Origin of the sequence: Sporolactobacillus putidus (assembly GCF_014647035.1) — a bacterium.
Lineage (GTDB): Bacteria > Bacillota > Bacilli > Bacillales > Sporolactobacillaceae > Sporolactobacillus > Sporolactobacillus putidus.
The window spans coordinates 71428-96313 of sequence record NZ_BMOK01000012.1 but is presented as its reverse complement, the minus strand read 5'-3'; the positions used below and the strand labels follow the sequence as shown (position 1 = coordinate 96313).

At 43.0% G+C, this 24886-nt stretch carries 19 protein-coding genes and 4 pseudogenes; 12 read left to right on the top strand and 11 right to left on the bottom strand.

Features of this window, described 5'->3' with window-relative positions; translation table 11 throughout:
• Positions 1–899 precede the first annotated feature (899 nt).
• The 5 genes from IEX81_RS12860 to IEX81_RS12840 all read right to left on the bottom strand — a co-directional run bounded on the left by IEX81_RS12860 (position 900) and on the right by IEX81_RS12840 (position 7441).
• Positions 900–1871 carry an NAD(P)H-dependent flavin oxidoreductase gene (locus IEX81_RS12860; RefSeq protein ID WP_188803951.1) on the bottom strand — a complete coding sequence of 324 codons (972 nt, stop codon included), beginning with the start codon at positions 1869–1871 and terminating at the stop codon, positions 900–902.
• A gap of 148 nt (positions 1872–2019) precedes the next feature.
• Positions 2020–2337: a hypothetical protein gene (locus tag IEX81_RS12855; RefSeq protein WP_188803949.1), complete on the bottom strand. Its 318-nt coding sequence runs from the start codon at positions 2335–2337 to the stop codon at positions 2020–2022.
• Positions 2338–2474: 137 nt separating this feature from the next.
• On the bottom strand, positions 2475–2978 hold the full coding sequence (locus IEX81_RS12850; RefSeq protein WP_188803947.1) for an acetone carboxylase subunit gamma: 504 nt from the start codon (positions 2976–2978) through the stop codon (positions 2475–2477).
• A 20-nt stretch (positions 2979–2998) separates the two neighbouring features.
• Entirely contained in the window at positions 2999–5272 is a 2274-nt protein-coding gene (locus IEX81_RS12845; RefSeq protein WP_188803945.1) for a hydantoinase B/oxoprolinase family protein, read from the bottom strand.
• A 21-nt stretch (positions 5273–5293) separates the two neighbouring features.
• A complete protein-coding gene (locus IEX81_RS12840) occupies positions 5294–7441 on the bottom strand; it encodes a hydantoinase/oxoprolinase family protein (protein ID WP_188803943.1) in 2148 nt (715 codons plus the stop codon).
• Between the two features lie 287 nt (positions 7442–7728).
• On the opposite strand from IEX81_RS12840, the gene IEX81_RS12835 reads away from it, so the two are divergent.
• Positions 7729–9723 (top strand): sigma-54-dependent Fis family transcriptional regulator, encoded by a 1995-nt coding sequence (locus IEX81_RS12835; RefSeq protein WP_188803941.1) that lies wholly within the window; start codon positions 7729–7731, stop codon positions 9721–9723.
• 108 nt (positions 9724–9831) lie between these two features.
• Positions 9832–11076: an ISL3 family transposase gene (locus IEX81_RS12830; RefSeq protein ID WP_188803939.1), complete on the top strand. Its 1245-nt coding sequence runs from the start codon at positions 9832–9834 to the stop codon at positions 11074–11076.
• A 345-nt stretch (positions 11077–11421) separates the two neighbouring features.
• On the opposite strand, the gene IEX81_RS16885 is transcribed toward IEX81_RS12830, so the two are convergent.
• The gene (locus IEX81_RS16885; RefSeq protein ID WP_373292380.1) at positions 11422–11619 is read right to left on the bottom strand and encodes an immunity protein YezG family protein; all 198 of its coding nucleotides are present in this window, start codon (positions 11617–11619) and stop codon (positions 11422–11424) included.
• 148 nt (positions 11620–11767) lie between these two features.
• Positions 11768–12322, bottom strand: a complete 555-nt coding sequence (locus IEX81_RS12820; RefSeq protein ID WP_188803937.1) for a DUF1643 domain-containing protein — start codon at positions 12320–12322, stop codon at positions 11768–11770.
• A 408-nt stretch (positions 12323–12730) separates the two neighbouring features.
• Here IEX81_RS12820 and IEX81_RS12815 point away from each other — a divergent pair, with 408 nt between their 5' ends.
• From IEX81_RS12815 to IEX81_RS12780, 9 genes and pseudogenes are all read left to right on the top strand, one after another.
• The gene (locus IEX81_RS12815; protein WP_229727609.1) at positions 12731–13246 is read left to right on the top strand and encodes a DUF6431 domain-containing protein; all 516 of its coding nucleotides are present in this window, start codon (positions 12731–12733) and stop codon (positions 13244–13246) included.
• 48 nt (positions 13247–13294) lie between these two features.
• Positions 13295–13516: pseudogene (locus IEX81_RS12810) on the top strand (helix-turn-helix domain-containing protein); the annotation flags it as partial.
• A 214-nt stretch (positions 13517–13730) separates the two neighbouring features.
• Positions 13731–14324 carry a DUF6431 domain-containing protein gene (locus IEX81_RS16725; RefSeq protein ID WP_308424088.1) on the top strand — a complete coding sequence of 198 codons (594 nt, stop codon included), beginning with the start codon at positions 13731–13733 and terminating at the stop codon, positions 14322–14324.
• Between the two features lie 144 nt (positions 14325–14468).
• Positions 14469–15844, top strand: a pseudogene (locus IEX81_RS12805) (transposase).
• Between the two features lie 7 nt (positions 15845–15851).
• Complete coding sequence (locus IEX81_RS12800; protein WP_188803935.1) at positions 15852–16643, top strand: ExeA family protein; 792 nt, start codon at positions 15852–15854, stop codon at positions 16641–16643.
• Positions 16633–16824, top strand: coding sequence for a hypothetical protein (locus tag IEX81_RS12795; protein ID WP_188803933.1), 192 nt, complete (start codon positions 16633–16635; stop codon positions 16822–16824). Before IEX81_RS12800 ends, IEX81_RS12795 begins: the two co-directional genes overlap by 11 nt.
• Positions 16825–17121: 297 nt before the next feature.
• A pseudogene (locus IEX81_RS12790) lies at positions 17122–18255 on the top strand (transposase); the annotation flags it as partial.
• Complete coding sequence (locus IEX81_RS12785) at positions 18248–19048, top strand: ExeA family protein (RefSeq protein ID WP_188803931.1); 801 nt, start codon at positions 18248–18250, stop codon at positions 19046–19048. The pseudogene IEX81_RS12790 and the gene IEX81_RS12785, both read left to right, overlap by 8 nt.
• Positions 19045–19266 carry a DUF5348 domain-containing protein gene (locus IEX81_RS12780; RefSeq protein ID WP_188803929.1) on the top strand — a complete coding sequence of 74 codons (222 nt, stop codon included), beginning with the start codon at positions 19045–19047 and terminating at the stop codon, positions 19264–19266. The genes IEX81_RS12785 and IEX81_RS12780 overlap by 4 nt, the downstream gene beginning before the upstream one ends.
• 35 nt (positions 19267–19301) lie before the next feature.
• Here the strand turns inward: IEX81_RS12780 and IEX81_RS12775 are convergent, their stop codons facing one another.
• Positions 19302–19532 (bottom strand): hypothetical protein, encoded by a 231-nt coding sequence (locus IEX81_RS12775; RefSeq protein ID WP_188803989.1) that lies wholly within the window; start codon positions 19530–19532, stop codon positions 19302–19304.
• Positions 19533–20043: 511 nt separating this feature from the next.
• On the opposite strand from IEX81_RS12775, the pseudogene IEX81_RS12770 reads away from it, so the two are divergent.
• A pseudogene (locus IEX81_RS12770) lies at positions 20044–20406 on the top strand (transposase); the annotation flags it as partial.
• Here the strand turns inward: IEX81_RS12770 and IEX81_RS12765 are convergent.
• From IEX81_RS12765 to IEX81_RS12755, 3 genes are read right to left on the bottom strand one after another with little or no spacing between them, the layout of a single operon-like run.
• Positions 20371–21861, bottom strand: coding sequence for an LlaJI family restriction endonuclease (locus IEX81_RS12765; RefSeq protein ID WP_188803923.1), 1491 nt, complete (start codon positions 21859–21861; stop codon positions 20371–20373). The pseudogene IEX81_RS12770 and the gene IEX81_RS12765 overlap by 36 nt on opposite strands.
• Positions 21861–23513, bottom strand: coding sequence for an AAA family ATPase (locus IEX81_RS12760; protein ID WP_188803921.1), 1653 nt, complete (start codon positions 23511–23513; stop codon positions 21861–21863). The genes IEX81_RS12765 and IEX81_RS12760 overlap by 1 nt, the downstream gene beginning before the upstream one ends.
• 13 nt (positions 23514–23526) lie before the next feature.
• Complete coding sequence (locus IEX81_RS12755; RefSeq protein WP_188803919.1) at positions 23527–24885, bottom strand: restriction endonuclease; 1359 nt, start codon at positions 24883–24885, stop codon at positions 23527–23529.
• Position 24886 lies beyond the last annotated feature (1 nt).

Genomic DNA, 24886 nt, shown 5'->3' with positions numbered 1-24886 from the left:
TACCAAATTAAAAACTTTATCTCCAAAATTGCTTTCTTTACACTTATAGCACGCTTAAGCACTTTAAATCAAATTACATAAATTTTGGACGAACTAAATAGGTGGACAGAATTGTACTTTGAAAACTGAATATACGGCGTTTGTAAAGTAGATGTTTATTATATTTTGCCTTTAATAAGGCATTCGGAAAACTATGGTATAATTTTTACATGAATTAAATGGAAATGCCTATACTCTCGTTAGAAAAAAGCGTGGGCTTGCTGCAAGGGCAGATGCCATTTTTGAACGGTATTTTCCAAAGTGTCCTACGCCAGCAACACCATACTGTTTTTATCGCTGGTTACCAATTCCAAACATTCCCACCATGTGGAAAAAGAATTAGAACAAGCCGGTATCAGAGTCTATCACTCAGACCGATTTATTGTCAGAAATCCGACAGATAAGCAATTCCTTCGAGTCTTACTTTCTGATGGTAACATGAGCAAACTTGAAAAAGGATTGGCCATTTTAAAAGAATATCTGGAAACATAAAAAGAAGTCTTCTCGGACAAAATGATAAAACATTCTTGAAGCCTCACTTTTTGCAGCCCATTTCCATAACGAACCGAAACAGCACAATAACTCAGCAAAGCTACGGGTTTACATTCAGATTTGACACAAAAGCCGGGCCCACCCTCGTCAGCACCTGGCTTTTGCTATGCATTTCAGGAACGAAGTTGAAATTTACTAACTACGGCGTGAAATCATTCTTTTCAGCGGGGAAAAATGCCACCGATGAGATGAGAGATAGATATTGCGGAGTTATCCAAAGGGGCAACCCTCTTTATTTATACCATTATATTATTTATCCAACCTCACCAATAACAGCGAATCGTTCAATAATATGCTGCGCTTTTTCTCTATAAATTTTGCATGTTCTTATTTGTACTCAAATCAAGATACTCATGCTTTAATTTATCGATAATTTCTGCTACTGTTTCCTCTTTTTTAATTGCTCCTACTCCATGTCCTGCTGACCATATATTCTTCCAGACCTTTGGACCATTATCATTTGCTCTAGACCAATTAAAAGATTCTTTCGTTGGCAATTGCTTTGGATCGATTCCAGCTCTTTGAAGACTCGGGATTAAATAATTCGCATTAACTCCACTAAATACATCGGTATAAATAATATCTTCAATAGTCGATTCAAAAAGGATTTTTTGATATTCACTGTTGGCTAGGCTTTCTTTAGACGCAAGGAATCTAGTCCCCATATAAACTAGATCCGCACCAAGAATTCTTGCAGCCAAAATATCTCTGCCTGTTGAAATTCCACCAGCTAGAATGGTGATTCCATCCCAAAACTCTTTTACCGCATGGATAAATGCGAATGGATTATAAGTTCCGGCATGTCCTCCTGCACCGTTGCAAACAAGAATTAAACCATCAGTCCCTCTTTCGGCAGCTTTTCTCGCATGAACAAGATTTACAACATCCGAGAACACAAGACCACCGTAATCATGAACAATGCCGACAACCCGGCTTGGATCTCCAAGAGAAGTAATGACAACGGGAGGCTTATACTTTCTAATATACTCTAATTCTACTTCATATCTTGCATTAGTATGGTGAACAGCCAAATTAACGGCCCAAGGGGCTATCTTGCTCGTTGGTTCATTACTCCTTGCTGTAGAAAGACCTTCTGTGATACGAATCATCCAGTTATCTAAATCCTCTAAAGTACGAGCGTTAGCCAAAGGAAACGAACCAATGACTCCTGCTTTACAACCTTCAATGACCATTTTAACACTTGAGACTAAAAACATTGGTGAGATTATTATCGGAAGTTCAATCTGAGATATAACAGTGAAAGGTTTTACATTTGTCATGAAAACTCTTCCTTCCCGGAATACGGTTCTAAATTCCACTTTTAAACAAGTTTAAACACTTTTTATTCTTTAAGATTAATTCTAGAATCGACATAAATATATTCGATGTTATTTCAAAAATTCCTATCGAGTCTTTTTATGTGTAAATTCATCTCAGGGAGGAAACAGGGGGTCGAGCACCGGCATCAACACTTGGCAGATGGCCTGTTGGATCATTCGGTCCAGTTCCCGGGGGATGCCCAGTTTGCCGGATCCCGTCCGGCGGCTTAGGAAGATGCACCCGTTTGACCGGTTGGGGCCTGTAGGCGTCCGCTTTAAGTTTCCGAATCAGCGGCCGGTAGTATTTCCGAACCTGACTTTCCAGTTCGTCCACGGTGATGCCGTCAATGCCCGGCGCGCCATGATTCGCCTTTACTTTCTGGATTGCTTTCCATAAGTTTCGAGGGTCCACAACTTTTTCTATCATTGATGCACGAATCCGTATCTGTCGCTGAGTGTTTCCGTTGCTGAGCACTCCTGCATTGCCTCCAGCGGGCAGCTATCTGTCGCCCATGCCCAGTGCACAAGATGATAAGCCGACGGATTATGCCGCCGGCTTACTGGTCATGACTTCGTCTGAGGGAGCGGCCGATGCAGCCACTCAGTATAAAAGGCATCAATATCGGGTTCAAAATCTTGCAATATCGGATACCAAGGCGTGACAGCTTCCACTTCGAGCTGCGTTGCACATGATGGGCAGTAATATTCGCGAATAACCTGCCACTTCGGATCAGGGGCCAGCATGTTTGGATACAGTTCCGCCAGTTTTTCCGGGGTATCCCGAACATAGATCAGCGCATGGAGCTTCCAGTTATCCCCCGCCTCACAAAATTCATGTCCGCAATCACATTTGACCACTCTGCTGCCCTCTGGTTTCTGTACATAATATAAATGCAGACCGGCTGGCAGCAGAATCAGATCCTCCCATTTGACTCTTTCCTGCAGGATACTGATATACTTTTCAAATCGATCGGCATCCTTAAAGTTGGAAAGCATCTCTTTTAGCTTATAAAAATCAATCGTCCCATCGATTAGTTCCTCAATGGTTTTGCGGTCATATTGCGTCATGTTCTCACCCCATTTACTATTTATTTGTTGTTCTTTTTTATTTTCGCCCCAAATACTGGAATTCCCAACTCATCTTCTGTCAGATTCCACTCTTCCGGCAAATTCCAAAACGCTTTAAATTCTTTTGCGAAGTTTTCGTTGAGCGCAAAACTGCCCGCATACATATGCTGGACTTGAACGGATGCTTCTTTCTTTAAAATGTTTTCTTTCTCTGCCTCCATCCACTCGCCTGTGGGAACTCCGCGCCTGAGTCGATCTTTTCTTATTTGTTTGCGGCGTTTTTCCGTCATCTTCTCATCGACAATATACTTTCCTTTCTCATTTTTGCTGACATTCGCGCCATATACATTTTCTGCATAACGCGGCAGAATGAGGCCTTCATTTAAATCGTTTTCAATATTTTTCGGCAGACGTTCAAGCGGATCGCCAAATCCCGGACCTCCGCGGAGGTAGTTCAAATAAAGATCATAATTATCAAAAATGGTTTCAGTCGTAATCGATTGCTTATCGCGAATGATTTCTTTTGCTTCCATTAATTTCTCATATTCAGGATAGTCCGGATCACTGTCTCCTCCGGTCGGAATCGGCAACCCTTTTTCAATCCGCTCCTTCAAATCTGTCCCATGCGCTTCAAAACGGTAACCTGAAGCGGCGGGATAGCCACCCATCAAACCGCAGTCACTGGACATATAGCCGTTGCCCATAAAAAACATTGTCCAATCCTTCGCCCCGTACACCATTCGCAGTGTCTCATAACCGTAGCCGCCACGGTATTTTCCATAACCTGCCGTATTCGGCTTAACGCTGCGTCCTAGATAAAGAAGCGGTTCAGCCAGTTCCCAAATTTCCATGTCACCCATATCACCTTCAGGATTCCAAATCGCCGCCGCATGGCTGATGCCGTCCTTGACTGCACCTGCACCGACCCCTTCCGCCGCCGATTCAAAACTATTCACCGCGTGATTTTCGTTAAACTGATTATATCCGCCGCCTTGCAGCCAATTAGACGTATTTGCATTCCCGGCGTTCACTTCTTCTAAATAACCGCGGGCAAAGTAGTTGCGGCTGAGCGCGCGCCATAATGGACTCCATGCAGAAACAAGAAAATGCCAGGCGTAGCTGTGCGCGGTGCGGATATCATCCGGATTGAGCCATGAACCATACGGGAGATCAAAGCTGCTCGCATACAGCGCCCCGTCATTGACACGATCATTGGGAATGAGCGTTTGGGACATCATGACCCATATCCCGCTCGTAATAGAAACCGGTGTTGCATTATAACTGTGCCATCCCCAACGATTTACCCCTTCAAAGTTGATCTGAAATTTTCCATCTTTGTGAACCGTGAGTTCGGTAGGCGCATGCATAATTGTATTGATGCGGGCGTACGGAGGAACGTCAAGGCTTTCATAAGGAACGTCAACGAATGAAACTTGGCGGTATTTCCCCGGAATCAGCAAAGTCTTCACTTGATTGACAAAGCCTCTCCGGCCATCTTCAATCACTTCGCGAATAAAATGTTTATAGGTGTCCACGCCCTCTTCTTTGATGATGTCGAGAACAAGATCCCGGATCATATGGCACCCAGCAATACGCGTCCGCTCATCAAGCAGCCAGTATTTTGTTGTCCGTACCGAGCGCTGGCTTTCGATGACCCAGTCTTTCAGCAAGGTATCGTCCTTGCCGATTTTCCGGCAGGCTACTTGATAACCGTCGTCATAACGGGTCACCGGCCCGACGGTCATGCTTCCCGGCGCCGTTGCGCCGACATCAATAACGTGCGTGACACCGCCGACCCAGCCTATCAGCTCATCTTGATAAAAAATCGGAACAATCGTATGGACATCGCAAGGGTGAACATTCCCGATTTGGCAGTCATTATTGCAGAAAATATCGCCATCCTCAATACCCGGGTTCACTTCATAATCATTTTTAATCATATATTTAATAGCAGCACCCATTGTACCGACATGAATAATAATACCGGTTGATGTCACAATTGAATCGGCGTCCGGTGTGTAAAGCGTAAAACATAATTCCCCTTCTTGTTCAACAATCGGTGAAGCGGCAACTTTTTTGGCTGTTTCCCTGGCGTGCACAATGCCTCCGCGCAGTTTTGAGAAGATTTTTTCATAGCGGATCGGATCGCTTTCTTTTAACGGCAGTGTCCTTAATCCGGCATAATATCCGGTTTCACGGCTGAGATCATCAATCTCCCTGCGCATTTGCTGAAGCGTTTTCCCGTCCCAGCCAATGTTTTTACGGCTGTTCAATCGTTTATCGATTTTCGCCATGCGGCAAACCTCCTTTTACAGTTAAAGTTCTTTCAAGTGAAAAATGCGATGAGCATCCAGATACGTTTCAAATCCGGTCGGTATAACAAAGGTAGTGGCCGGCGATTCAAGAATGGCGAAGGATTGAATACGATTCCCCGGTTTCAATTTTTCCATTTCCCAAATATCCGCTTTTAGCCATTCTCCTTTCCAGTACACACTGCGTTTGCCAAGAAAAGCGTCTGCCGGCGGCGTTTCACCTTCGGACGGCTCCTCCGAAATTCTCGGCTTGGCGACTTCCACAACACCGCGGATGATTGCGCCTGTGATACTATAACCAAGTTCAGGCGATGTGGCCGCCTTTGCGTAAACTCTCGTATAGGTCGCTTCGAAAGCCTCCACTAGCGCATCCCAGTCATCAACACGGCGAAATGTCTTTATCGGCGCTTCGATTTCCAGATCATTTAATTGTCCCTGATACTGCATCCGGAAATAAAGGCGGAAATCAACATCTTCTTTGTCAAACTGGTTTTTTTCAAATTCCCCGGCTACTTTTTCCATTAATTCATCCCAGACGTGCTGTAATTCTCTGCCGCCGATCAGCTTTTGGTCATCCTCAGCATCGGCGTCAACATTGATATCGAGTGTTTTATCATAGCGGTATTCGAAATCCGCTGCTCCGCAGCCAAATGCGGAAAATCCGGCGGCCCATGCAGGAACAAGCACATCTTCGAATCCGAGGTTCTTTGTATAGCCTGCCGTATGAAGCGGTCCGCCGCCGCCGTATGAAAAGCAGACATACTGTGAAGGTGAATAGCCTTTGCCTAAAATCATTGATTCCAGATAATTGCGCAACTGCGACTCAAGCAAGTCAATCACACCGTAGGCCGCATCCTCCACCGTTAATCCCAGTGGATCGGCAATCTGTTCTTTCACCGCTGCATAGGCGCGATCGGGATCAAGCTGAACCTCGCCGCCAAGAAAGTTATTTGGGTTGATTAACCCGAGAATAACATGGCAGTCGGTGACCGTCACCGTATTCAAACCGCCTTCCGGATAACAGACGCCCACTTTCGAGCCAGCGCTGTCCGGCCCCAGTGTTAAAGATTTGAAATTCGGATCGATTCTGACAAAACTGCCGGCCCCCGCTCCAACTGTATCCATCGCAACAAGCGGCAGTGATAGAACCAATCTTGCCATATCCGGACTTGTATTGATGCTTAAATCTCCTTGAGTGATAAGCGCCATATCAAAGCTCGTGCCTCCGATATCCGAACAGGCGATATTACGGATACCAAGATGTTCGCCAAGATATTTCGCACCAATGACGCCGCCGATTGGGCCGGAAACCAGTGTTCTTGCCAGTTCATTTGCCTGTGTGCTAATCGTTCCGCCGTGGCTCGCCATGACACGGAGATCAAAATCTGCCCCATGCGCTTTCAACATGCGATCGATTTTTGCCAATGTCTCACGAGATGGATCGGCTGCATAAGCTTCTATGATCGTAGTATTGGTCCGATGGGTTTCTTTTCTCACAGGATAGTAGTCAACCGAAGCAAAAACAGGGATGTCTTTTGCCGCTTTCTTTATTGTTTCCCTAGCAATATCTCTGATCCTGCGTTCATGGGCCGGATACTTATAAGAGTGAAGCAAGCTTATCACAATCGCTTCCACATCTTGCTTGAGCAATTCCAAAACAGCCGGTTCGACTTCTTGTTCATAAAGCGGAATGATAACGCTTCCAAAAAGATCCACTCTTTCGGTAATCCCTTTCGTCCATTCCCTGGGTACAAGCGGCGGATCAAAACGGTGAGTATTTAAATGCAGCCGGTCGGAATAGGAATAGCCTAAATAAGACTGAATCCCCCGGCCCATACGGTGGAAATCCTCCATCCCTTTGTTGACGATCAAACCGACACGGCGCCCGTTTCTCGACACGAGACGGTTGAGCATCGCTGTACCGGAGTACACACCGGCCAGGAGCTTCGGAAATTCATCCTCGACACTTGACCCCCAGTATGTGAGTGCATCTCTTGCGGAGTTCAGCAAGCCGATCGATTCATCTTCCGGCGTTGACTGCGCCTTTCCAACGACAAAATCACCGTGATCATCAATGATGAACGTATCGGTCATCGTACCGCCGGCATCGATTGCCAGAATCTGTGCCTTTTTCGTTTTATCTGTCCTCATTTTTTCTCCCCTTTCAAGCTTATTTCGTGCTCAGCAATATTCAATGCAAGGATCGTGCCAATTTCCAAAAGATAAAAACATTCGTCTTTTTAGCTTAATAAACCGGATGAATTGTTGCGGATCGCTACAGCTGTATCGCTACAATTGTTTTATGCATGTGCACAACTGCTCCGTCTTTTTGCTCCTTGTTGTTGCCTAAGCTGTTCACAATTTGAAAGCATTTTCATTTCTTTTTTCAGTATGAAATGTTAAAATGACCTTGAACTCTTCAGGCAGGGAGGACAGAGATGCGGAATCCTTATCTATCCATTTTCTCAACACATGACTTGCCCAGTAAAACAAAGGAATTAGAAAATTTGTGGGATATGTATGTTGTAAAATGTCGAGAAGAGGCTATATTGGATAAGATCAGAGAAAGTGTTTTGCATTCCTGGAGACGTTGTCATCATGCAGGCGTCGATCCTGCGCAGTTGCGAACAAAGCAGATATTAACTGATCAAGAGTTGAACCATTTGCTAAAAACATCGGAGATCTATCGGGTTGCAAAGCCGATTATCGATGAATTATTTCATAAAATGTCCGAAACAGGCCATCTGATCACGTTGTCTGATCAAAATGGCCGAATTATTTACTTAAAAGGCGATCCGCCGACCATTCGCAGCGCCGAAAAAATGAATTTTGCTGCCGGTATGGACTGGAGCGAAAGTACTGCGGGCACGAATGCGATTGGCACTAGCATTGTCACGAAGGTCCCGATTCAGATTTTTTCCGCCGAGCATTTTTGCCACGGCTGCCATCCCTGGTCATGCTCCTCCGCACCTATCTTTCATCCTGTTACACAGGAAATCATCGGAACCATTGATTTCACAGGAATTTGGACCCACGCCCAGCCCCACACATTAGGGCTGGCAGTGTCGATTGCTCAATTGATAGAAACAAAGCTGGCGGAAAGCTACTTGGAAAAAACCTGTCATCTAGTAGAAACTTTTTTCCGCTCAACTGATAAATGGAAAACCGATCATGTTTTGGTGCTTAACCGCGACTTTTTTGTTGTTAAAAGCAGTGAAAAGCTGGCTCACTTTTTCAAACTATCTCCCGCCTCAAAGTTATCTAACCATCCTGATTTTCAATCCTTAATCAAGGACTATATACATGCACCGCAAGATTCCAGCTCAAATCCTGTTGCAAATGCATGCTTGATTCAAAATTTTCTGGTCATCGATATTGAACCCATTTATTTTCATAAGGCTCTTGCCGGTTATTTGATTGTATTAAAAGACGCTGACGCCGGGAGAACATCCGAATCTCCATCAGAAATCGCTGCGCAGGCCGGACCTTGGGCTGAGGTGATTGGACATTCAAAATCTTTTGCGGCGGCAATAAATAAATGCCGCAAGACCGCTTCATCGAATGTGCCGATTATTGTATTAGGCGAAAGCGGCACCGGGAAGGAAAAAATCGCGCGGACCATTCACCGATCAAGCAACAAACACCGTAAACCGTTTTTGGCTATTAACTGCGGTGCGATCCCAAAAGAGTTAGTAAGCAGTGAATTGTTCGGGTATGAACGGGGAACATTCACCGGTGGCATGGCAGGCGGGAAAAAGGGGATCTTTGAAGAGGCAAACGGAGGCACTCTCTTTTTGGATGAGATCGGCGAAATGCCGCTTGACTCACAAATTCACCTGCTCAGAGTTCTGCAAGAGAGAGAAGTCACCAGACTAGGATCTTCTCAACCTATCCCAGTAGATGTCAGGATCATTGCCGCAACGAACAAAAACTTGCTCGCCCTTTGTAAAAATGGAGGATTCCGTAAAGATTTATTTTATCGTCTTAATGTCGTGTCAGTAACCATTCCGCCCCTCCGTGAACGAAAAGATGATATTTTACCGATTACAAATTATTTTTTAAAACAATTCGTTGAAAAATATGAAAAAAGCAGCCTGTCAATTTCGGATCATGCGTTGTCATTTTTTTTAGAATACTCATGGCCGGGCAACATTAGAGAGCTGCAAAATGTTCTGGAACACGCCGTTATTTTCAGCGAATCTTCATTCATCAAAATGGAGCATTTGCCTAGTTATTTAATAGAAAATGGGAATCATTTATCTACGGACGACGCAGTGGCGAATATGTCTCCGTTAGATGCGGAAGAAAAAAAAATATTGCTTCAACTTTTAGAAGAGAGCGGCTGGAACATATCGGCGGTCGCTAAAAAATTGAACATCGCTCGCTCCACTCTATATCGAAAGCTAAAGAAATACAGGCTCAGACTCAGATAACGTTGATGTTAAAAAAATGCCTCTTCGCTAAAAAATATGGGTTTATAGACTAGTTTTATAGTCCATACTGGGTAACAAACTTTGAAAATACCCAGAGGTGAAGAAACAATGAAAGATTTTGATAAAGCCTACTCCGCTTTTGAAATGGCATTGAATATCAAAGCACCATGGTACGTCACGGACTATGAACTGGATCAGAAAAATGGAGGCCTGCACATTTATCTTGATTTTCACAGGGGGTCCTCGTTTACTTGCCCCCATTGCGGACAGCCGCACGCCAAGGCGTATGATCTCGTTGACGAAGACCGAATCTGGCGACATTTGGACTTCTGGCAATACCCAACTTACCTGCATGCCCGGTTTCCCCGGGTGGAATGTGACCGCTGTGGAAAGATCCGGACCGTGTCGATTGATTGGGCACGGAAAGGGGCAGGTTTTACCTGGTTCTTTGAAGCCAAAGTAATGAGCTTAATGAAAGAGATGCCGGTCAATGCCGTTGCCAGGGAAGTTGGAGAACATGATACACGCCTCTGGCGCGTCTTCCATTATTATGTTCAGAAGGGCATGGAAGCATGTGACCTCACCTCTGTGAAAAGAATCGCTATTGATGAGACCTCATCCAAACGCGGCCATCAGTATGTGACGCTTTTTGTTGATCTAGATACAAAACGTGTCCTCCTCGCCGTTGAGGGCAAGGGAGCAGACGGCCTGCGGTCTTTTAAGGATTTTCTCAAAGAAAAAGGCGTGGCACCCAGTCAGATACAGGAAGTGTGTTGCGATATGTCTCAGGCCTTTATCAGCGGTGTTGCGGAATATTTTCCGCAGGCTCAGATCACGTTCGATAAATTCCATATCTTAAAGATGGTCAACGAAGCCGTTGACCGGGTGCGCCGGTCGGAAGCCGCTCATCAGCCTGATTTGAAAAAGACACGCTATATCTGGCTGAAGAATCCGGAGAACCTGACAGGACACCAGCAGGCCAAGCTCACCCAGTTAAAGGATGCCGACTTGAAAACGGGGCGCGCCTATCGCATCAAATTGTCCCTGCAAAGACTATGGCTGCAGAATAAATTTCTAGCCCCGTTTTATTTAGAGGCCTGGTGTGATTGGGCTGTTCGATCACAACTTCAGCCGATTAAGGATGTCGCCAAGACGATCAGAGGTCATGCCCAGGGCATCCTTCGCTGGTTCATCTCAAAAATGACAAACGGATTCCTTGAGGGGATTAACAGCTTAATTCAGGCATCCAAACGCAAGGCCCGAGGGTACAGGTCGATAAAAAACTACGTCTCGATGATTTACGCCACAGTGAATAAGCTGGACATCAAGGTTGAGCCTCCTAAGGCTAAATAATTCCCTTCTTGGACTAATGACACCCCCTCAGTCTTGGGAAAGGCTGTCAAGTGCTGTCCTTGACTGGCTTTCCCAAGACTGAGACACTATGAAACGTCCAAGAAAATTATGATTCAGAGAAACTATGATTTTATCAAGCACTCCACACAAAATGGCGAAGAGCCAAAAAAATCGGCGGAAAAGCCATGCTGAAAGACTTATACAGACAGCTTTTGGAAGATGCCGATGAGAGAACAGCAAAATCACTTGACCATGCCTTTAACGAAATTAAAATCATAAAATGCTCGTCTTGCCTGCCTATCCTTTAACGGCAGGCATTTTTATGTCAGCGTAGTCCATTCATTTTCAAGTCTCTTGTTCCTGCCCATTCTCTTTAAAAACTAACCTGAGTTTTTCACAAAGATCAAACAGTTTCATATCATTATATTCAAATGTATCAGTATCAATATCATATTTAAAAGGTATTTCTACACTATATTGAAATTTATTCAAATCTCCTTCTTTATTATAAAAAAAGTAAGTTCCTCCTCCGGCTTCTGAAATCTGAGCGGGCTCTTTCGTCGTCAGTTAAAGCAATCATGTATTTTATGGGACGCATCATTTCACCTTTTTAAATAGATTCTATAAAAAAAGGAAAAGTGTTACAATTAATTTCAAAATATTGGCTACGATGCACTAATTTTATAATATATTAAATATTGTATTCAATTAACTTCCAGTAACTTTTTAGAAAGACGGGATGTCTAGGCATTATATTTATTAATTCTTCTTTACCATCCCAAAAGATATAGATTTTATTTTGGTAAGCCCTTAGTATTTCTAAAACATTTGAAATTCGTGCATTAATTTCTCTTCTAGTTATAGCATTTACCTTACTAAAGTCCCTACCCCAAGCAATAATTATGATATCAGAATTATCAAAAGCATCTTTTAAAAACTTATCATTTTCCATTTCAAAATTTTGCCTTCTATTTACTAAAAGTTTTGGATCAGTACTACGATAAGCAAACAGATTAACAATTGAATATGAACCATAAGATTCATTCTCATAATCTATGATAAAATTATGAACATTCATTATCGTTGTATCAAATTTCAGATGAGTTGCCTTACTGGGATTTAACATAATTACTGTTGCCTTCTTTTTATTACTATCCCATTCCCTTGTTAGTAAATACCTATACTCATGATTCTGGTCTTCTGAAAAAACTGCAGTTGATTTGATATTCTCGGAAACTATTTTCATTCTTGAACACCGCCGATTCAATTTACTACCTATTATCTTATAAGACCAACAAAGTAGTATCTATCTTTGACTCCTACCCAGTCCATCTATAATTTTATATATTTCCCCTTCGTTATTTTCCAGTTATTACTCCTTTTAACAGCCCACCAAATAGATTTTTGCATTGCTGTTTTATGATATGATTGAACAATATTGTTATTGATGCCTGATTTTGACCGAAAGTTGACGGTATTGCCTGTCCAATAAGTGCCAGCTATAATGTCCGTAGGACTTTATAGCTGGCACTTATTTTGCGAAAGGAAAAAGGTATCCCTTTATCGTGTAATGCGACTTACACGAGGGATACCCCCTAAACCAACAATATGATTATTATATCAGACTATAGCCTCGTTGATAACCAGGCAACTGGTGTTTTCTGTTAAGGGTGCGGGAAAGGTTCCTTGTCCTTGTTGCGGAGGAGAACTTAAAATTATTGGAAGCCGGTTGAGAAAATACATAGAAGACTCGGGAAAGTGTGTGTCGTTGCGGATTCGTCGTTTGTGCTGTGTCACTTGTTCCAAGATTCATCATGAACTTCCTGATCTGCTTATTCCTTATAAACGTTATGAGTCCCGTTGCTTTGAAAAAGCCATTTCCCAGCCCCACAAAAATGATGTCGCTGCAGACAATTCAACTCTATATCGGTGGAACCGCTGGTTCCTTGAGTTTATCGATTATTGGCTGGCCTGCCTTCATTCCATCGTTCTCCGCTTTCAACAAATGGATTCAGCCCCGGTGGTTCCTTCGTCCATGGAGTCACTGACCGTACTCGAAAGAATTGGGCGACTATTCGGCGATGCGCCGGGCTGGTTGGCGAGAATGGCCAGACCGATCGTTAACGTTCATCTTTGGGTACAGACCCGTTCTGCATTCTTGTCCGGCTGACTCCTGTTTAAACTTCATGATGAAGGTTAAAACGAGGAGAGATGTATGATGAGAGATTCTAGAAAGCTGGACGAGATTGCCTCTCAACGTTTCCAGCTGATCGCCCCACTGTTATCCGGTGATCTGGATACCGCCAGGGCGACTGAAGTAAAGAAACAGATCTGTAAGCAAAGTGGACTCTCAGAAAGAACGATCCGACGCTATCTGGGCAGCTATCGAGAGCGTGGACTCGAAGGGCTTAAGCCCAGCCGTAAGCAGGCCGGCTTGATGTTTGCAGCCTAATTGAATGTCGCTATATCGATAATCACGGTCACAATTATTGGCGGATAAATCATAATAAAATAGCCGACAATCAACTGACCTATGTATAATGGTCAATAGAGTTGTCGGTTTTTGTTGTATTTGTTATATTTTGAGAAAAGGAAAGAGTTGTTCGTCTCCCTTACGCTTCCAGGCCGAGAGATGACAAACAACTCTATCACTTATGATCATGATCATTGTACTTGAATGTCCGCTTACGATCAAGAAATATATTAAATTTGTTGCTGCTTATCGTCAGAATGTTCCCTGCCCGTGTTGTGGACAAAACACGCGACGACACGGTAAGTATGAACGGACGGTGCATACTCACCGGCGATCTTTTCAGGTGCCTATTATGCGCCGTAGATGCGTAGGTTGTAGAAAGACCCTCTCTTTAATCCCCTGTTTTCTTGCCCCTTGGGCGAGATTCATAAACCCCATCTATGAATGCTTTGGTCGCGCCCTGATCAGTGGTATTCCCATCTTTAAACTACCTGAACGCTTAACGACTGAAGGGGTTTCTGTTGTCTCGCTAAGAACGCTTTATCGGTGGAAAAACAAGCTTCGGAAATGGCTAAGTCTATGGTGGATCAATCAACGCCGTATCTGGGCGATGGAGAACCAGGAAGGCGATCGCCTGCTTTCTCTTTATCGGGAAGGAATCAACTCATATGAAGAGATTCAAGGCCTGCTGGCCTTTGCTTTCAGAGGAGACATCCCTCGAAGAGGAAGGCTCTTATCCCTGCTCCATCTCCGCCGACCGATAGGATCTGGATGAAGTCGCCCAGGGTGTCGGTTCATTTGGAATAGATTGAATGATTTTCCTTTTTATTACTCCACAAAGTTTGTCTCTTTCTCTATGGGTCAATTTAACGAAAAATAGAGATTGTGTCCCATTCTGATGATGTGAGAGGAGAAAGAGATGAACGAAACGATTCGAGAGGAGATCGCTGCGTTTCGGTTCGGGCTGAGGCCCCAGTCGTTCAGCGGCAACTTCAGCCAGGGGAGCAGTATGCCCTTTTACGAGAAATTGCGAGACAGACCTACACCATCCCGGGCAGCGAGCGCACCACAGTGAGTCTCCGCTCACTGGAAAGATACTTGAGGACTTATGAGGAGCAGGGATTTGATGGACTTAAACCACAGCTGCGGGCGCACAAAGGCAGCCTGCATCAATTGGACCTGACGGTCCTTCAGCGGGCTATTGATTTGCGTAAAGAACTCACGAGCCGAAGTGTGGAACAGATTATTCGTCTCCTGGAACTGGAGGGAAAAGTTCAGCTCGGTGTGTTGAAACCACGAACATTATCCCGTTATTTTCAGGAGCAGGGCTGGAGTCGGCGAGATCTTTCCCATACCGTGAGAAAGGAATTCCATGCTTTTGAACATGGGGCGCCAAACGACTGCTGGCAAGCGGACACACAGCACACGCTCTACCTGCCGGATCCCAGACATCCGGAACGGCGAAAAAAGGCTTACCTCATTGCGATTATCGATGATCACAGCCGCCGAATCATGCATGCTGAATTTTTTATGGAGGAGCGCTATCCAAGACTGGAACGGTGTATTCAAAAAGCGGTGCTAAAGTTTGGTGTTCCCCATCTTTTCTTTTGCGATAATGGGTCAATCTACAATGCCAAACAGCTTCCCATTATGTGTGCCCGCATGGGCACCAGACTGGCCCACGCAACAGCGTTCTCGCCGGAATCAAAAGGGAAAATTGAAAAGTTTTTCCAATATGTAGATAGCAGTTTCACGGGTGAAGCGAATCTATTGATCAACCAGGGGAAATTGACGACTTTGAGACAGTTAAATGATTATCTGTATTCCTGGTTGGAGGCCTACGATAACCGTGTTCATCGAGGAACCAAACAGACACCAAAAAAGCGCTTTGAATCCCAATCATCGAGCCTTAGGCATCTTCCGGCAGAAGCCCTGAAAGAAATCTTTTTATGGGAAGAGGAACGCACGGTAAGAAAAACATCAGTGATTGAACTGGAGGGCAACACGTTCGATGTGGATCCTTCTCTTAGGGGCCAGCGAATCCAGATTCGGTACAATCCCTTTGATCTTTCCACCGTTCAAATTTGGAAAGATGGAGAACGTTTTCCCAATGCGAGTCCGGCAGAGCTCAAAAATCAGTCACACCATAAATGGTTAAATGATGAGGATGACAGCACTCCTGCCGGAGTGTCCAATTTCCTGGAGCAGCTAAAAAAAGAGCAGGATGAAATCAAGCGCAAACAACTGGGCACGACAAGTTTTGCGCAATTAAGAAACAAAAAAGAAAAGAGATGAATCGAGAATGCTTGATTTCTTTGAGATGAAAGGCCTACCGTTTACGCGTGAGATTGAACCCCAACATTTGTTTTCATCAGCCTCGCAAAAAGAAGCGAACGCCCGATTAGAGTATGCGGTGCAGCACCGTCAATTCTGTCTGCTGACCGGAGAAGCCGGGATGGGAAAGTCAACGTCGATCCGATCTCTCGTTCATCAGTTGGATCCCACCCGTCATCCCTATTTGTATCTCTGTGACTCTTCCCTGACGCCGAAGCTTTTTTACCGGGAAGTGCTCCAACACTTTGGGATTAAACCGGCTTTTCGCTCTACAGATGCTCGTCGCCAATTTCAATCTTTGATGCTGGATCTCTATGAAAACGAGAAGAAGGTGTCCGTCCTTATTTTGGATGAAGCACACTATTTTTCTGAAACAATGCTTCAGGAGTTGCGGTATATCCTCAATTTTAAAGAAGACTCGTTGTCTCCGCTCGCCCTGATTCTCGTGGGTCAGCCCAGCCTACGCCATCTGCTTCGAATTAAACTCCTGGAAGCGGTCGATCAGCGCATACAAATGCGTTATCAGATGAACGGGCTCACTGAAAAAGAAACACAGGCCTATATCCATCATCAGCTCAAGGTGGTTGAAACACCCCATGAAATCTTCTCCGAAGAGGCTGTTCAAGCTATTTATCAGTTCAGTCAGGGCATTCCACGAAAAATCAATACCTTGTGCAGTCAAAGCCTGATGGATGCCCTGATTCAAGGACATAAAATAGTAGGTGAATCGCATATACAGAGGGCGATCAATGAGTTCTGAAAAGGAACGTGTGCAGAAGAGAGACTTCGAGATAGAGGAAACCATCGGTATCCTCGAGACAGAAATGGAAGGGTTAATCGACGAGATTAACGAGTTAAGGAAGCAACGGGATACGCTCATCAAAGTGAATGCTTTTCTGAGAGATGAGCTGAAAGAGGTGCTGGATCAGCTCTCTTTCTGAATCACAAAAGATGGATTCATCCCATCACGTTTGTCTGGCAGAGGTGTGAGCATCGACTTCTCTTCGGATGGTTTGCCGTCCCGAAGGGAAGCTTTTTATTTTCTCCAGTTAATCTAAGTGTCCTTTTAGGGATTTTTCCAAAAATCCGTGTAAACAAAAAAATCCTGTATGGATGAGCCGACAGCCCAACTGGCTGAAACAAATGCCATTCGCAATGTAGGTGACCGTGGTTAAGGAGCCACGTCACTGCCACTGGCTATTCAACCGCCATCGAACGAGGCTGCGGACAGCTTGATCGAAAGCGCGTTGAGAAATGAATTAGTGGAGGAAGCCATTCTGCTCAGGAGAGAAGCACCCCAACGGAGTGTCCGGCAGATTATCCAAATTATGGAGTGGGAGGGACGCGCCAAACCTGGTGAAATCAAGCGGTTAACACTGCAGGAACGACTTACAGAACGAGGTTACAGTTCCAGGCAAATGCGGCTCTACCAGTCCACAGCAGGAGCCGCTCGACGGTTCCAACAATCTCATCGGAATAAGCTCTGGCAGTCGGATATTAAATTCGGGCCTTCCCTCCCCATCGGTCAAGGTGGCATCAATAAACAAGTCTATCTTGTTTTATTTATTGATGACGCCACCCGTTTCGTCCTTCATGGTGCTTTTTATCCCACTTTGGATCAGCGGATCGTTGAAGATGCTTTCCGCCAATCCGTTCAGAAATATGGACGGCCGGAAGCTGTATTTTTTGATAACGGGAAGCAGTATCGCACCAAATGGATGGCTCGCACCTGTTCTAAACTAGGGACCAAGCTCCTCTATGCCCGTCCGTACTCACCTAGCTCAAAAGGCAAAGTAGAACGGCTGAACCGTGTTGTGGATGCTTTTTTGGGAGAGGTCGCCTTAGAGAAGCCCAAGTCACTGGATCAACTGAATGATCTCTTCCAAGTCTGGCTCAGTGAATGTTATCTGAACAAGCCTCATTCGGCTCTGGGCGAGCATGTCACACCGGAGATGGCTTACCGCAGCGATAAAAAGGTCCTACACTTTCTAGATGCGGAAACCCTCCGTTTGGCTTTTCTTCATGCGGAAAAAAGAAAAGTGGATAAATCCGGATGTATCAGTTTTCAGAACCAACTGTATGAAGTGGGGATTCCATTTATCGGCACCACCGTGGATGTTGTCTATGATCCATCAGATCTTTCACAAATCACCGTTGAAAAAGAAGGTTACACGCCCTGGCCGGCTAAGAAACTTGAAATAGGGACACACATAGGAAAACGTCCGGAATTACCTGAAAGCCTTCAACCCAAACCAACAGATACCTCCCGACTCTTGCGTGCAGCCACTCAAAAGCATGGGGAACGACAAGACGTGCAGAAACCGGCGGTTTCTTACAGCAAGGTGATGAGAGAGGGTGAGCACCTTGTTTGAGCCATTTTATCAGATGAAGCAGCCCCCCTTCTCCCGGTCGATCCCTTCAAGTCATCTCTATACCTCCCAATCTGTGGATGAGATTCTGGGACGCCTGATTCACGCGGCGGAACGGCAACTCTTCGCGGTCTTAACCGGTGACTGTGGCACAGGTAAAACGACAATGGTCCGACGTTTTACGCGAGAACTGGATCCAGGGCATTATAGCGTTCTCTACTTGTCCGATTCAAAGTTAACGCCTCGTCATTTCTACAAGGGACTCCTGGAGCAGCTGGGCTGTGAGGCTAAATTTTATCGGGGCGATGCGAAAAGGCAACTGCATCATGAAATCGAACTCATGCGTGAGATTCATGGCATCCAGCCTGTCTGTGTTGTCGATGAAGCGCATCTGCTTAGCCGTGAAATGTTGGAAGAAGTTCGGTTCCTTTTGAACTTTAAAATGGATTCACAAAGTCCAATGGCCCTCATCATGGTCGGTCAAAGTGAGCTCTGGGACCGCTTGAAACTTCAAAGTTTCGCCGCGATCCGTCAGCGTATCGATCTTCAGTGCAAGATCGGCCATTACGACCGCTCAGAAACCAGCGCCTATATTGAGTGTCAACTCAAGTTTGCCGGCTGCGACCGTCCTATTTTTACAGAGGATGCCATTGAAGAAATCTACCGATTTTCCAGTGGTACGGCCCGGCTGATCAATAAGGCGTGCACGCATTGTCTCATATACGGTGCTCAAAATGGTCATCCGATCATTGACGATCGGATGGTCAAGCGAGTGATCGAGGGGGAACTCTCATGAACACACCTGATGAAATGTTTTACAATCCGGAACGGGATCGGTGGACTGTAGACTATCAGGGGCATCCCTGTGAGCTGCACTGTGGGATAGGATTTGATCTGATCGTGGGCTACTATTACCTGAACTGCACTCTGGAGTTCGGCAATTGTTGGTATGTCATCACCGAAGGTGTTCGTTTCAACCTCAATGAAAAACAAAGATATCAGGTTATTCTATAATATTTGGTTGATTGACTGTCTTTTTTAAGACGGTCTTATTTTTTATGATCATCGGACAGTATCCTCGTCAAACTGCGGACAATAGCCACCGTCATCTTCTGGACATTAATGAATAGCAGTAACACAATATCTTTGTAATAAGAGGACAATTCCAATAGTTTTACTAATTCTTTATTCGTATTAACTTTACCCTTCTCTACTTTCTTTTCAAAATCAAGTATAAAATTAAGGGTTTCTTCATTAAGATTATACTTTTCAACTTTCATCAATGAAATCTCCCCTTTTAATAATGTATATTGCCAAGAAGAGGTATGAAACATCCATGTTCATAACCTTCCATATAGCTGGCCTCTTGATCTACATCATCCTCTGAAAAGATTTTGCTATACTTTTCAAATTCTTTTGACGTTGTTACCGAATTAAATAAAATTCTTTTCCGATGTCCATCTTTTCTAACAATGACACAAACCCCGTGCCCTTCTTGTTCATTAATCTCCCATACATAACCCCTAATTGGATCAATTTTATAGAACTTCGAATAAGTATATCCGCATTTATCACAAATAATATACTTTTCATCTGACTTATAATAAAAATCTTCAATTGCAGAACAAGCACAATGAGGGCATTTAATGACAGTATAAATAGTGGATACTTAATAATTCTGTAATTCCTTATAATAAACAATTAATCACGTATTTAGTGTATAATAAATGCATGGAATAACGCGTCCTGACGCGATTTTCTGTGCATTTTTCAATGGATGGGGTGCTGGGGATGGTTTATCGTACAAAAACGGTTCAACTTTCGATAGAGTCTTTCGGACAGGGACTGGGTGTCTCCTTAAGCCCGGACAACAAATGGGTTCAGCTTGCGGATCAGCTGCCGTGGACTCAGTTGGAGGACGCCTATCGTGAGGTTTTTCCGTCTCCACTTGGCCGAGCGGGCAAACCTTTCCGACTCCTTTATGGGGCGCAGCTCATTAAGCAAGCCACTGACCTTTCTGATGCTGATTTGGTCAAAGCCATTCGAGATACTCCGGCGTATCAATACTTCATGGGGTGTCCCACGTATACGGTCAGATTGCCGTTCAATCCGTCCGCCCTATCCCATTTCCGAAAACGGATCGCCCCCATCAGCCCCCAGTAACCCTATATCCATTTTTTCACTAGATAGATAGTGTGTGAACATAATATCTGCGGGTAATTGTCTTATTTGAATGCTCTGTAACCCTATGACATCTAATATTTCCATACTGACATACCCCTTGACAATAATGCTTTGTTGTTCGGTTGGCATCAAAAAGCAATTCTTTACATCTTGGATGCCATGGTCATTAACAAACTTTTTATACGCTAACTGATAGAGATACTGTTTTGTAATATCTCCAATTCCAGGTTGCCCTCGAAGTTCTTTCCCTTTCTCAAGTTGAACGTTATAATATTTAGCATCAAAAATGATGAACTGATGTGAGTTATTCAACTTATGGATTGACACAATATCTGGAACAAGGGTTTCCTTGGCGATTTTTTGAAATTCTGTACTGTCTTGCATATAACCATTCCACTTTGGCTTTTCTATTAGTGAAATGAGCAAATCTTGAGGATCGTATCCATCTGCTAAAGATATAGGGAGTGAGCCGAGTGGAGTCTGCAATTGATTGTCCAAAACTTCAGCACACACCTTTTCCCATACCAGATTAAAACTATTTGAACCAAACATAGTGAAACAATCAATATCTGCAAGAGTGCTGCTATGAGCGATATAGGCATATAACGTCTTTAATAACAGCTGCTTTCTTGTATTAAACTGTAAATTCAATTCATTCTGTATGCGGTAGAGTATATAGTCTGTTTCTCCAAAATCATCTAGTTCTTCATCAGACACTTCAACCGGAAGTATGTCAAACAAATCCAACAAATCTGCATCTTTCAGCTCCCTTGAACAAATACTGATAATTGATTCATGGAGCCTTTTAAAGTAATCAAAATCATCATTAATACGTTTTTTCGTAAATAGTTCAATGTAATATGGGCGATTATTGCTGAGGTAAGTAAAGGTCTCATTAATTGTCTTATCCCATAGTATTTCTCCTGAGCCGTTTGATTCAATGATATCTTGTGTATTTGTATATGCACCATTTTCATAGTAGTCTTGTAGCAAAAAAATCATCACAGCAAGCAGATTAAAAGAGTTACTCTCACTGTTATCGTTATACATACGGATGATCTGCTCTTTGGCGTTATACTTTTCAAGTACTTTTATTATTGTTTTTAATTCTGCCAAAGGTTCATTGTTGCTAAAGATATATTTGGGATAGCATTTCAAAACACAACCCGAAACGGTTATTACACCAACAAAAGTAAATGCATATAGGTACTCATTATCGCCTACTTCAACATCAGCAACTTCGATATCTTCATCCACTAAGTCCGACATATCTTTCTGAGCATCCGTGGCTTTAACAGCCTTTAGCACCCCATATTCTTTCAAACGCTTAATAATACCGACCGTCTTTTCTTCCGAGCATTGAAAGATGCTTTTTAACATAGATTGAGTATATCTTTTCTGTTCTCGAACAAACTTCGATATCATTATTTATACTCCTCTGCAGATTCAGCTACTACTGATATAGTCCTCGGAAATTTATCTCTAATCTCCTTACAGAAAATTTCTACACCACGCTTATCAAATTCCTCACAAATAGAAGAATACTTCGTTGTTTCCTTACAACCATCAAAAAGAGATGATCTTTTCTGCTTAGCTGCATCATCAAATAAATACATTAGAACTTTACTCTTGAAGGCAGAAATAAAGATATCTGCATTAATTTCATTACCCACGCTTGGAACAACAATTTTTCTTGAAAGGAAATATGGTCCTAATAACTTATCCTCATTGATTTTGTAAGAGGAAAGGGTATCATTGATTGCCTTACGTAGTTCATTCCATTCAATCACACGACGATAGATTCCACTGCCCAATTTAACAAAATTCCCCTTAATGTCATTCTCATTGTGATTTATACCAAGATAGGTGAAGTCCCATCTACGTTTGAACGCAGTATCCATAGGGAATACGCCTTGGTCAGCACTATTCATAGTTGCCCATATAAACATATTATCTGGAATTCTTATCTCTGCATAATCTTCAGGGGTACCACCAAGCTTATCAACCAAGTGTTTTTTAATATCTTCAGATGCTTGTACTGAATATTCACTAACTTCTGAATCATCTCGGTCTAACAGCTGGAATATATCTCCAAAAATAGCTGCTACATTGGCTCTGTTGATTTCTTCTACTATTAGCAAGAATGGCTTCGGTTCGGCAGTTTTACTATTTTCCAACGCTTTAACATATGTACGCATGAATGGACCTGGTACATATTCGTATGTGATAGCATCTTTCCCATCACTATCCTTGCATGGCACTGGCTTATATGTACCTACAAAGTTAGCATATGAGTAATCTGGATGAAACGTTACACGTTCATACTCTCCGCCATTAGCTAATAATTCATCCTTTTCCTTGTTCAAGGTGAAACTTTTACCAGTACCTGGCGCCCCAAAGATAATACGATTTCGGGAGAAATCACTAAAGTAACTAGTCACAAAGTTAAATGTTACACTAGAATCTTCTTCAGGTATTGTATGATCTGCAAGTTCAGTAACATGACCAGTATGTAACCAATCAGAATTATTCAAATAAAAATATATAAACTCTTTTCTAAAAGCACAGGCATATTCTCCACGCCCTTTATCTTGTTGAACAAAACCTTCAGTTAAGGCTTTGGCGATTGTTTGGATTTTTATCTGTTTTGATATAGATGTCTCTGGAGAAGCTGCGTTTGAGCGAGATAATTTCCATGCACAGAATACAACAGCATTATCTTTTTTGTATACTCCTATTGATATAGCTTTCTCACCGTTTTCTTTCTTATCAACAGCATAATTGAGATATTTAGCTTTCTGTTGGATTCTCTGTTCATCCATAAGATTATTTCTGCCACCCGGAGTTGTACCTTTTGCAGATACATAAACTTCAGTAGAACCATCTATCACAGGAATAACAATTTTATAAACCTCACTCATTTCTTCACTTACTGGTGTTATTTCAACACTGTTTCCTAATGAATCGAATGCGTTTTTTAATTCACTCTTCACTTGTTCCGCATTCAATGACATCGAGCGATCATAATCAGCTGTAACAATCTCGCCATTATTTATTGCCCATTGGTATTCAGGCATCTCAATCCCTCCCTTATGTTTCTAATACTTTTATATGTTTCGCAGCCAACGATTCTCTATTAAAAATACTCACTATTTTTGTAGGTTCATGAACAATATCGTCTATGTCTGACCCCTCAATAATGATAATACATAAATTCATGGAACGCATAATCTTATTGGCATACTCCCTTGCATTCTCAGACACAGTTCCTGTGGTCATTATGACGATTGCATTAGTTTTTAGTACGTGTGATAATCCAACCTCTTTCGCTACTTGATCTAAGGAAACCTTGCTTGTATTCTTGCATTGCACCTGCCAACGTGAATAGAGCAAACTGCTTGAATCAAAAAGAACATCCACTTCCGCTCCGCCAGTTTCGCTACCTTTTAACCTTGTCTGAACAAAATCAAGACCTATGATACTCATAATCTTAATAGCTAAAGCCTCTAAAGCCACCCCTTTTACATATGTATCAGTTGAATTAACATCATTGCGAATTTCTTGTAATGTTTTCTGATAGTATCGTGACACATCTTCTCCTATAATACCTGACATTTGTTCTAAAAAGGGGATGACGATATCTCTTTTAGTAAGTTCAGTCAATTTGACTTGGGGTGTTTTTGCTCCACGTCCTTCGGTAGTTCTTTGTTTTTCAATTAATCCTTTTTCTTCAAGCGGATTTAGTACAGCGGTACCAAACGCTTTTTCCTGAAAAGTAATGCCATATGTGGCTGTTGCTAAATCTCTCACATCTGCCGCTTTTTGAAATTCATCAGAACCAGTATTACACAATGCTTTTAAGAAATAATATTGTTCTGGTCGTAATTCCTTTAATAACTCCATTTCACCTTCCGATAGATCAACCAATTCATTTATCTTATTCTCGTTTATACGCCATTTTGCAAGAACCCCAGCTTTTTCTAGCCAAAGTTTCATACTCTGAGGATTATTTGCAGTTTTTTTATAATTAAATCCTCTTTTGTTTAAGGCATCAATTACTGACTCATTTGTGATGCGAATTCCTTCACGATTTAATTTTCTAATTGTGTCAATAAGAACTAGACCATTGAGATTCTTCAAAATATGCCGGGCAAACGCATCATACAACTCTATATCATCAGTAATACCATACAAGTAATCACCGAATTCTGATATATGAATACCGCCGCTAGTCCTTAAAATTCCATATGCCACTAAAGAGTTTTTACAATTACCGGCCATAGTTTTTTGTGAGTTCGCTGCATTTGAAGAAAAAAAGGCTGCGACCAGCCTATCAATGAAAGCGCTGGTCTCTGCACCCTCGTTATCTTTAATCAGTTGTAGGATAACACGCAAGTCAACAACATTCGGGGTAAACTGTGTACCATAAGGTAGTTCATTACTTTCCATC

What these genes read in the sequence shown, in the direction of transcription:
- IEX81_RS12835 (WP_188803941.1), top strand. Translation starts at nt 7,729, where the DNA reads ATGCGGAATCCTTATCTATCCATTTTCTCAACACATGACTTGCCCAGT.
- IEX81_RS12775 (WP_188803989.1), bottom strand. Translation starts at nt 19,532, where the DNA reads ATGAAAGTTGAAAAGTATAATCTTAATGAAGAAACCCTTAATTTTATA.
- IEX81_RS12860 (WP_188803951.1), bottom strand. Translation starts at nt 1,871, where the DNA reads ATGACAAATGTAAAACCTTTCACTGTTATATCTCAGATTGAACTTCCG.
- IEX81_RS12855 (WP_188803949.1), bottom strand. Translation starts at nt 2,337, where the DNA reads ATGATAGAAAAAGTTGTGGACCCTCGAAACTTATGGAAAGCAATCCAG.
- IEX81_RS12820 (WP_188803937.1), bottom strand. Translation starts at nt 12,322, where the DNA reads ATGAAAATAGTTTCCGAGAATATCAAATCAACTGCAGTTTTTTCAGAA.
- IEX81_RS16725 (WP_308424088.1), top strand. Translation starts at nt 13,731, where the DNA reads ATGATCATGATCATTGTACTTGAATGTCCGCTTACGATCAAGAAATAT.
- IEX81_RS12850 (WP_188803947.1), bottom strand. Translation starts at nt 2,978, where the DNA reads ATGACGCAATATGACCGCAAAACCATTGAGGAACTAATCGATGGGACG.
- IEX81_RS12765 (WP_188803923.1), bottom strand. Translation starts at nt 21,861, where the DNA reads ATGATATCGAAGTTTGTTCGAGAACAGAAAAGATATACTCAATCTATG.
- IEX81_RS12755 (WP_188803919.1), bottom strand. Translation starts at nt 24,885, where the DNA reads ATGGAAAGTAATGAACTACCTTATGGTACACAGTTTACCCCGAATGTT.
- IEX81_RS12830 (WP_188803939.1), top strand. Translation starts at nt 9,832, where the DNA reads ATGAAAGATTTTGATAAAGCCTACTCCGCTTTTGAAATGGCATTGAAT.
- IEX81_RS12760 (WP_188803921.1), bottom strand. Translation starts at nt 23,513, where the DNA reads ATGCCTGAATACCAATGGGCAATAAATAATGGCGAGATTGTTACAGCT.
- IEX81_RS12780 (WP_188803929.1), top strand. Translation starts at nt 19,045, where the DNA reads ATGAACACACCTGATGAAATGTTTTACAATCCGGAACGGGATCGGTGG.
- IEX81_RS12800 (WP_188803935.1), top strand. Translation starts at nt 15,852, where the DNA reads ATGCTTGATTTCTTTGAGATGAAAGGCCTACCGTTTACGCGTGAGATT.
- IEX81_RS12795 (WP_188803933.1), top strand. Translation starts at nt 16,633, where the DNA reads ATGAGTTCTGAAAAGGAACGTGTGCAGAAGAGAGACTTCGAGATAGAG.
- IEX81_RS12845 (WP_188803945.1), bottom strand. Translation starts at nt 5,272, where the DNA reads ATGGCGAAAATCGATAAACGATTGAACAGCCGTAAAAACATTGGCTGG.
- IEX81_RS12840 (WP_188803943.1), bottom strand. Translation starts at nt 7,441, where the DNA reads ATGAGGACAGATAAAACGAAAAAGGCACAGATTCTGGCAATCGATGCC.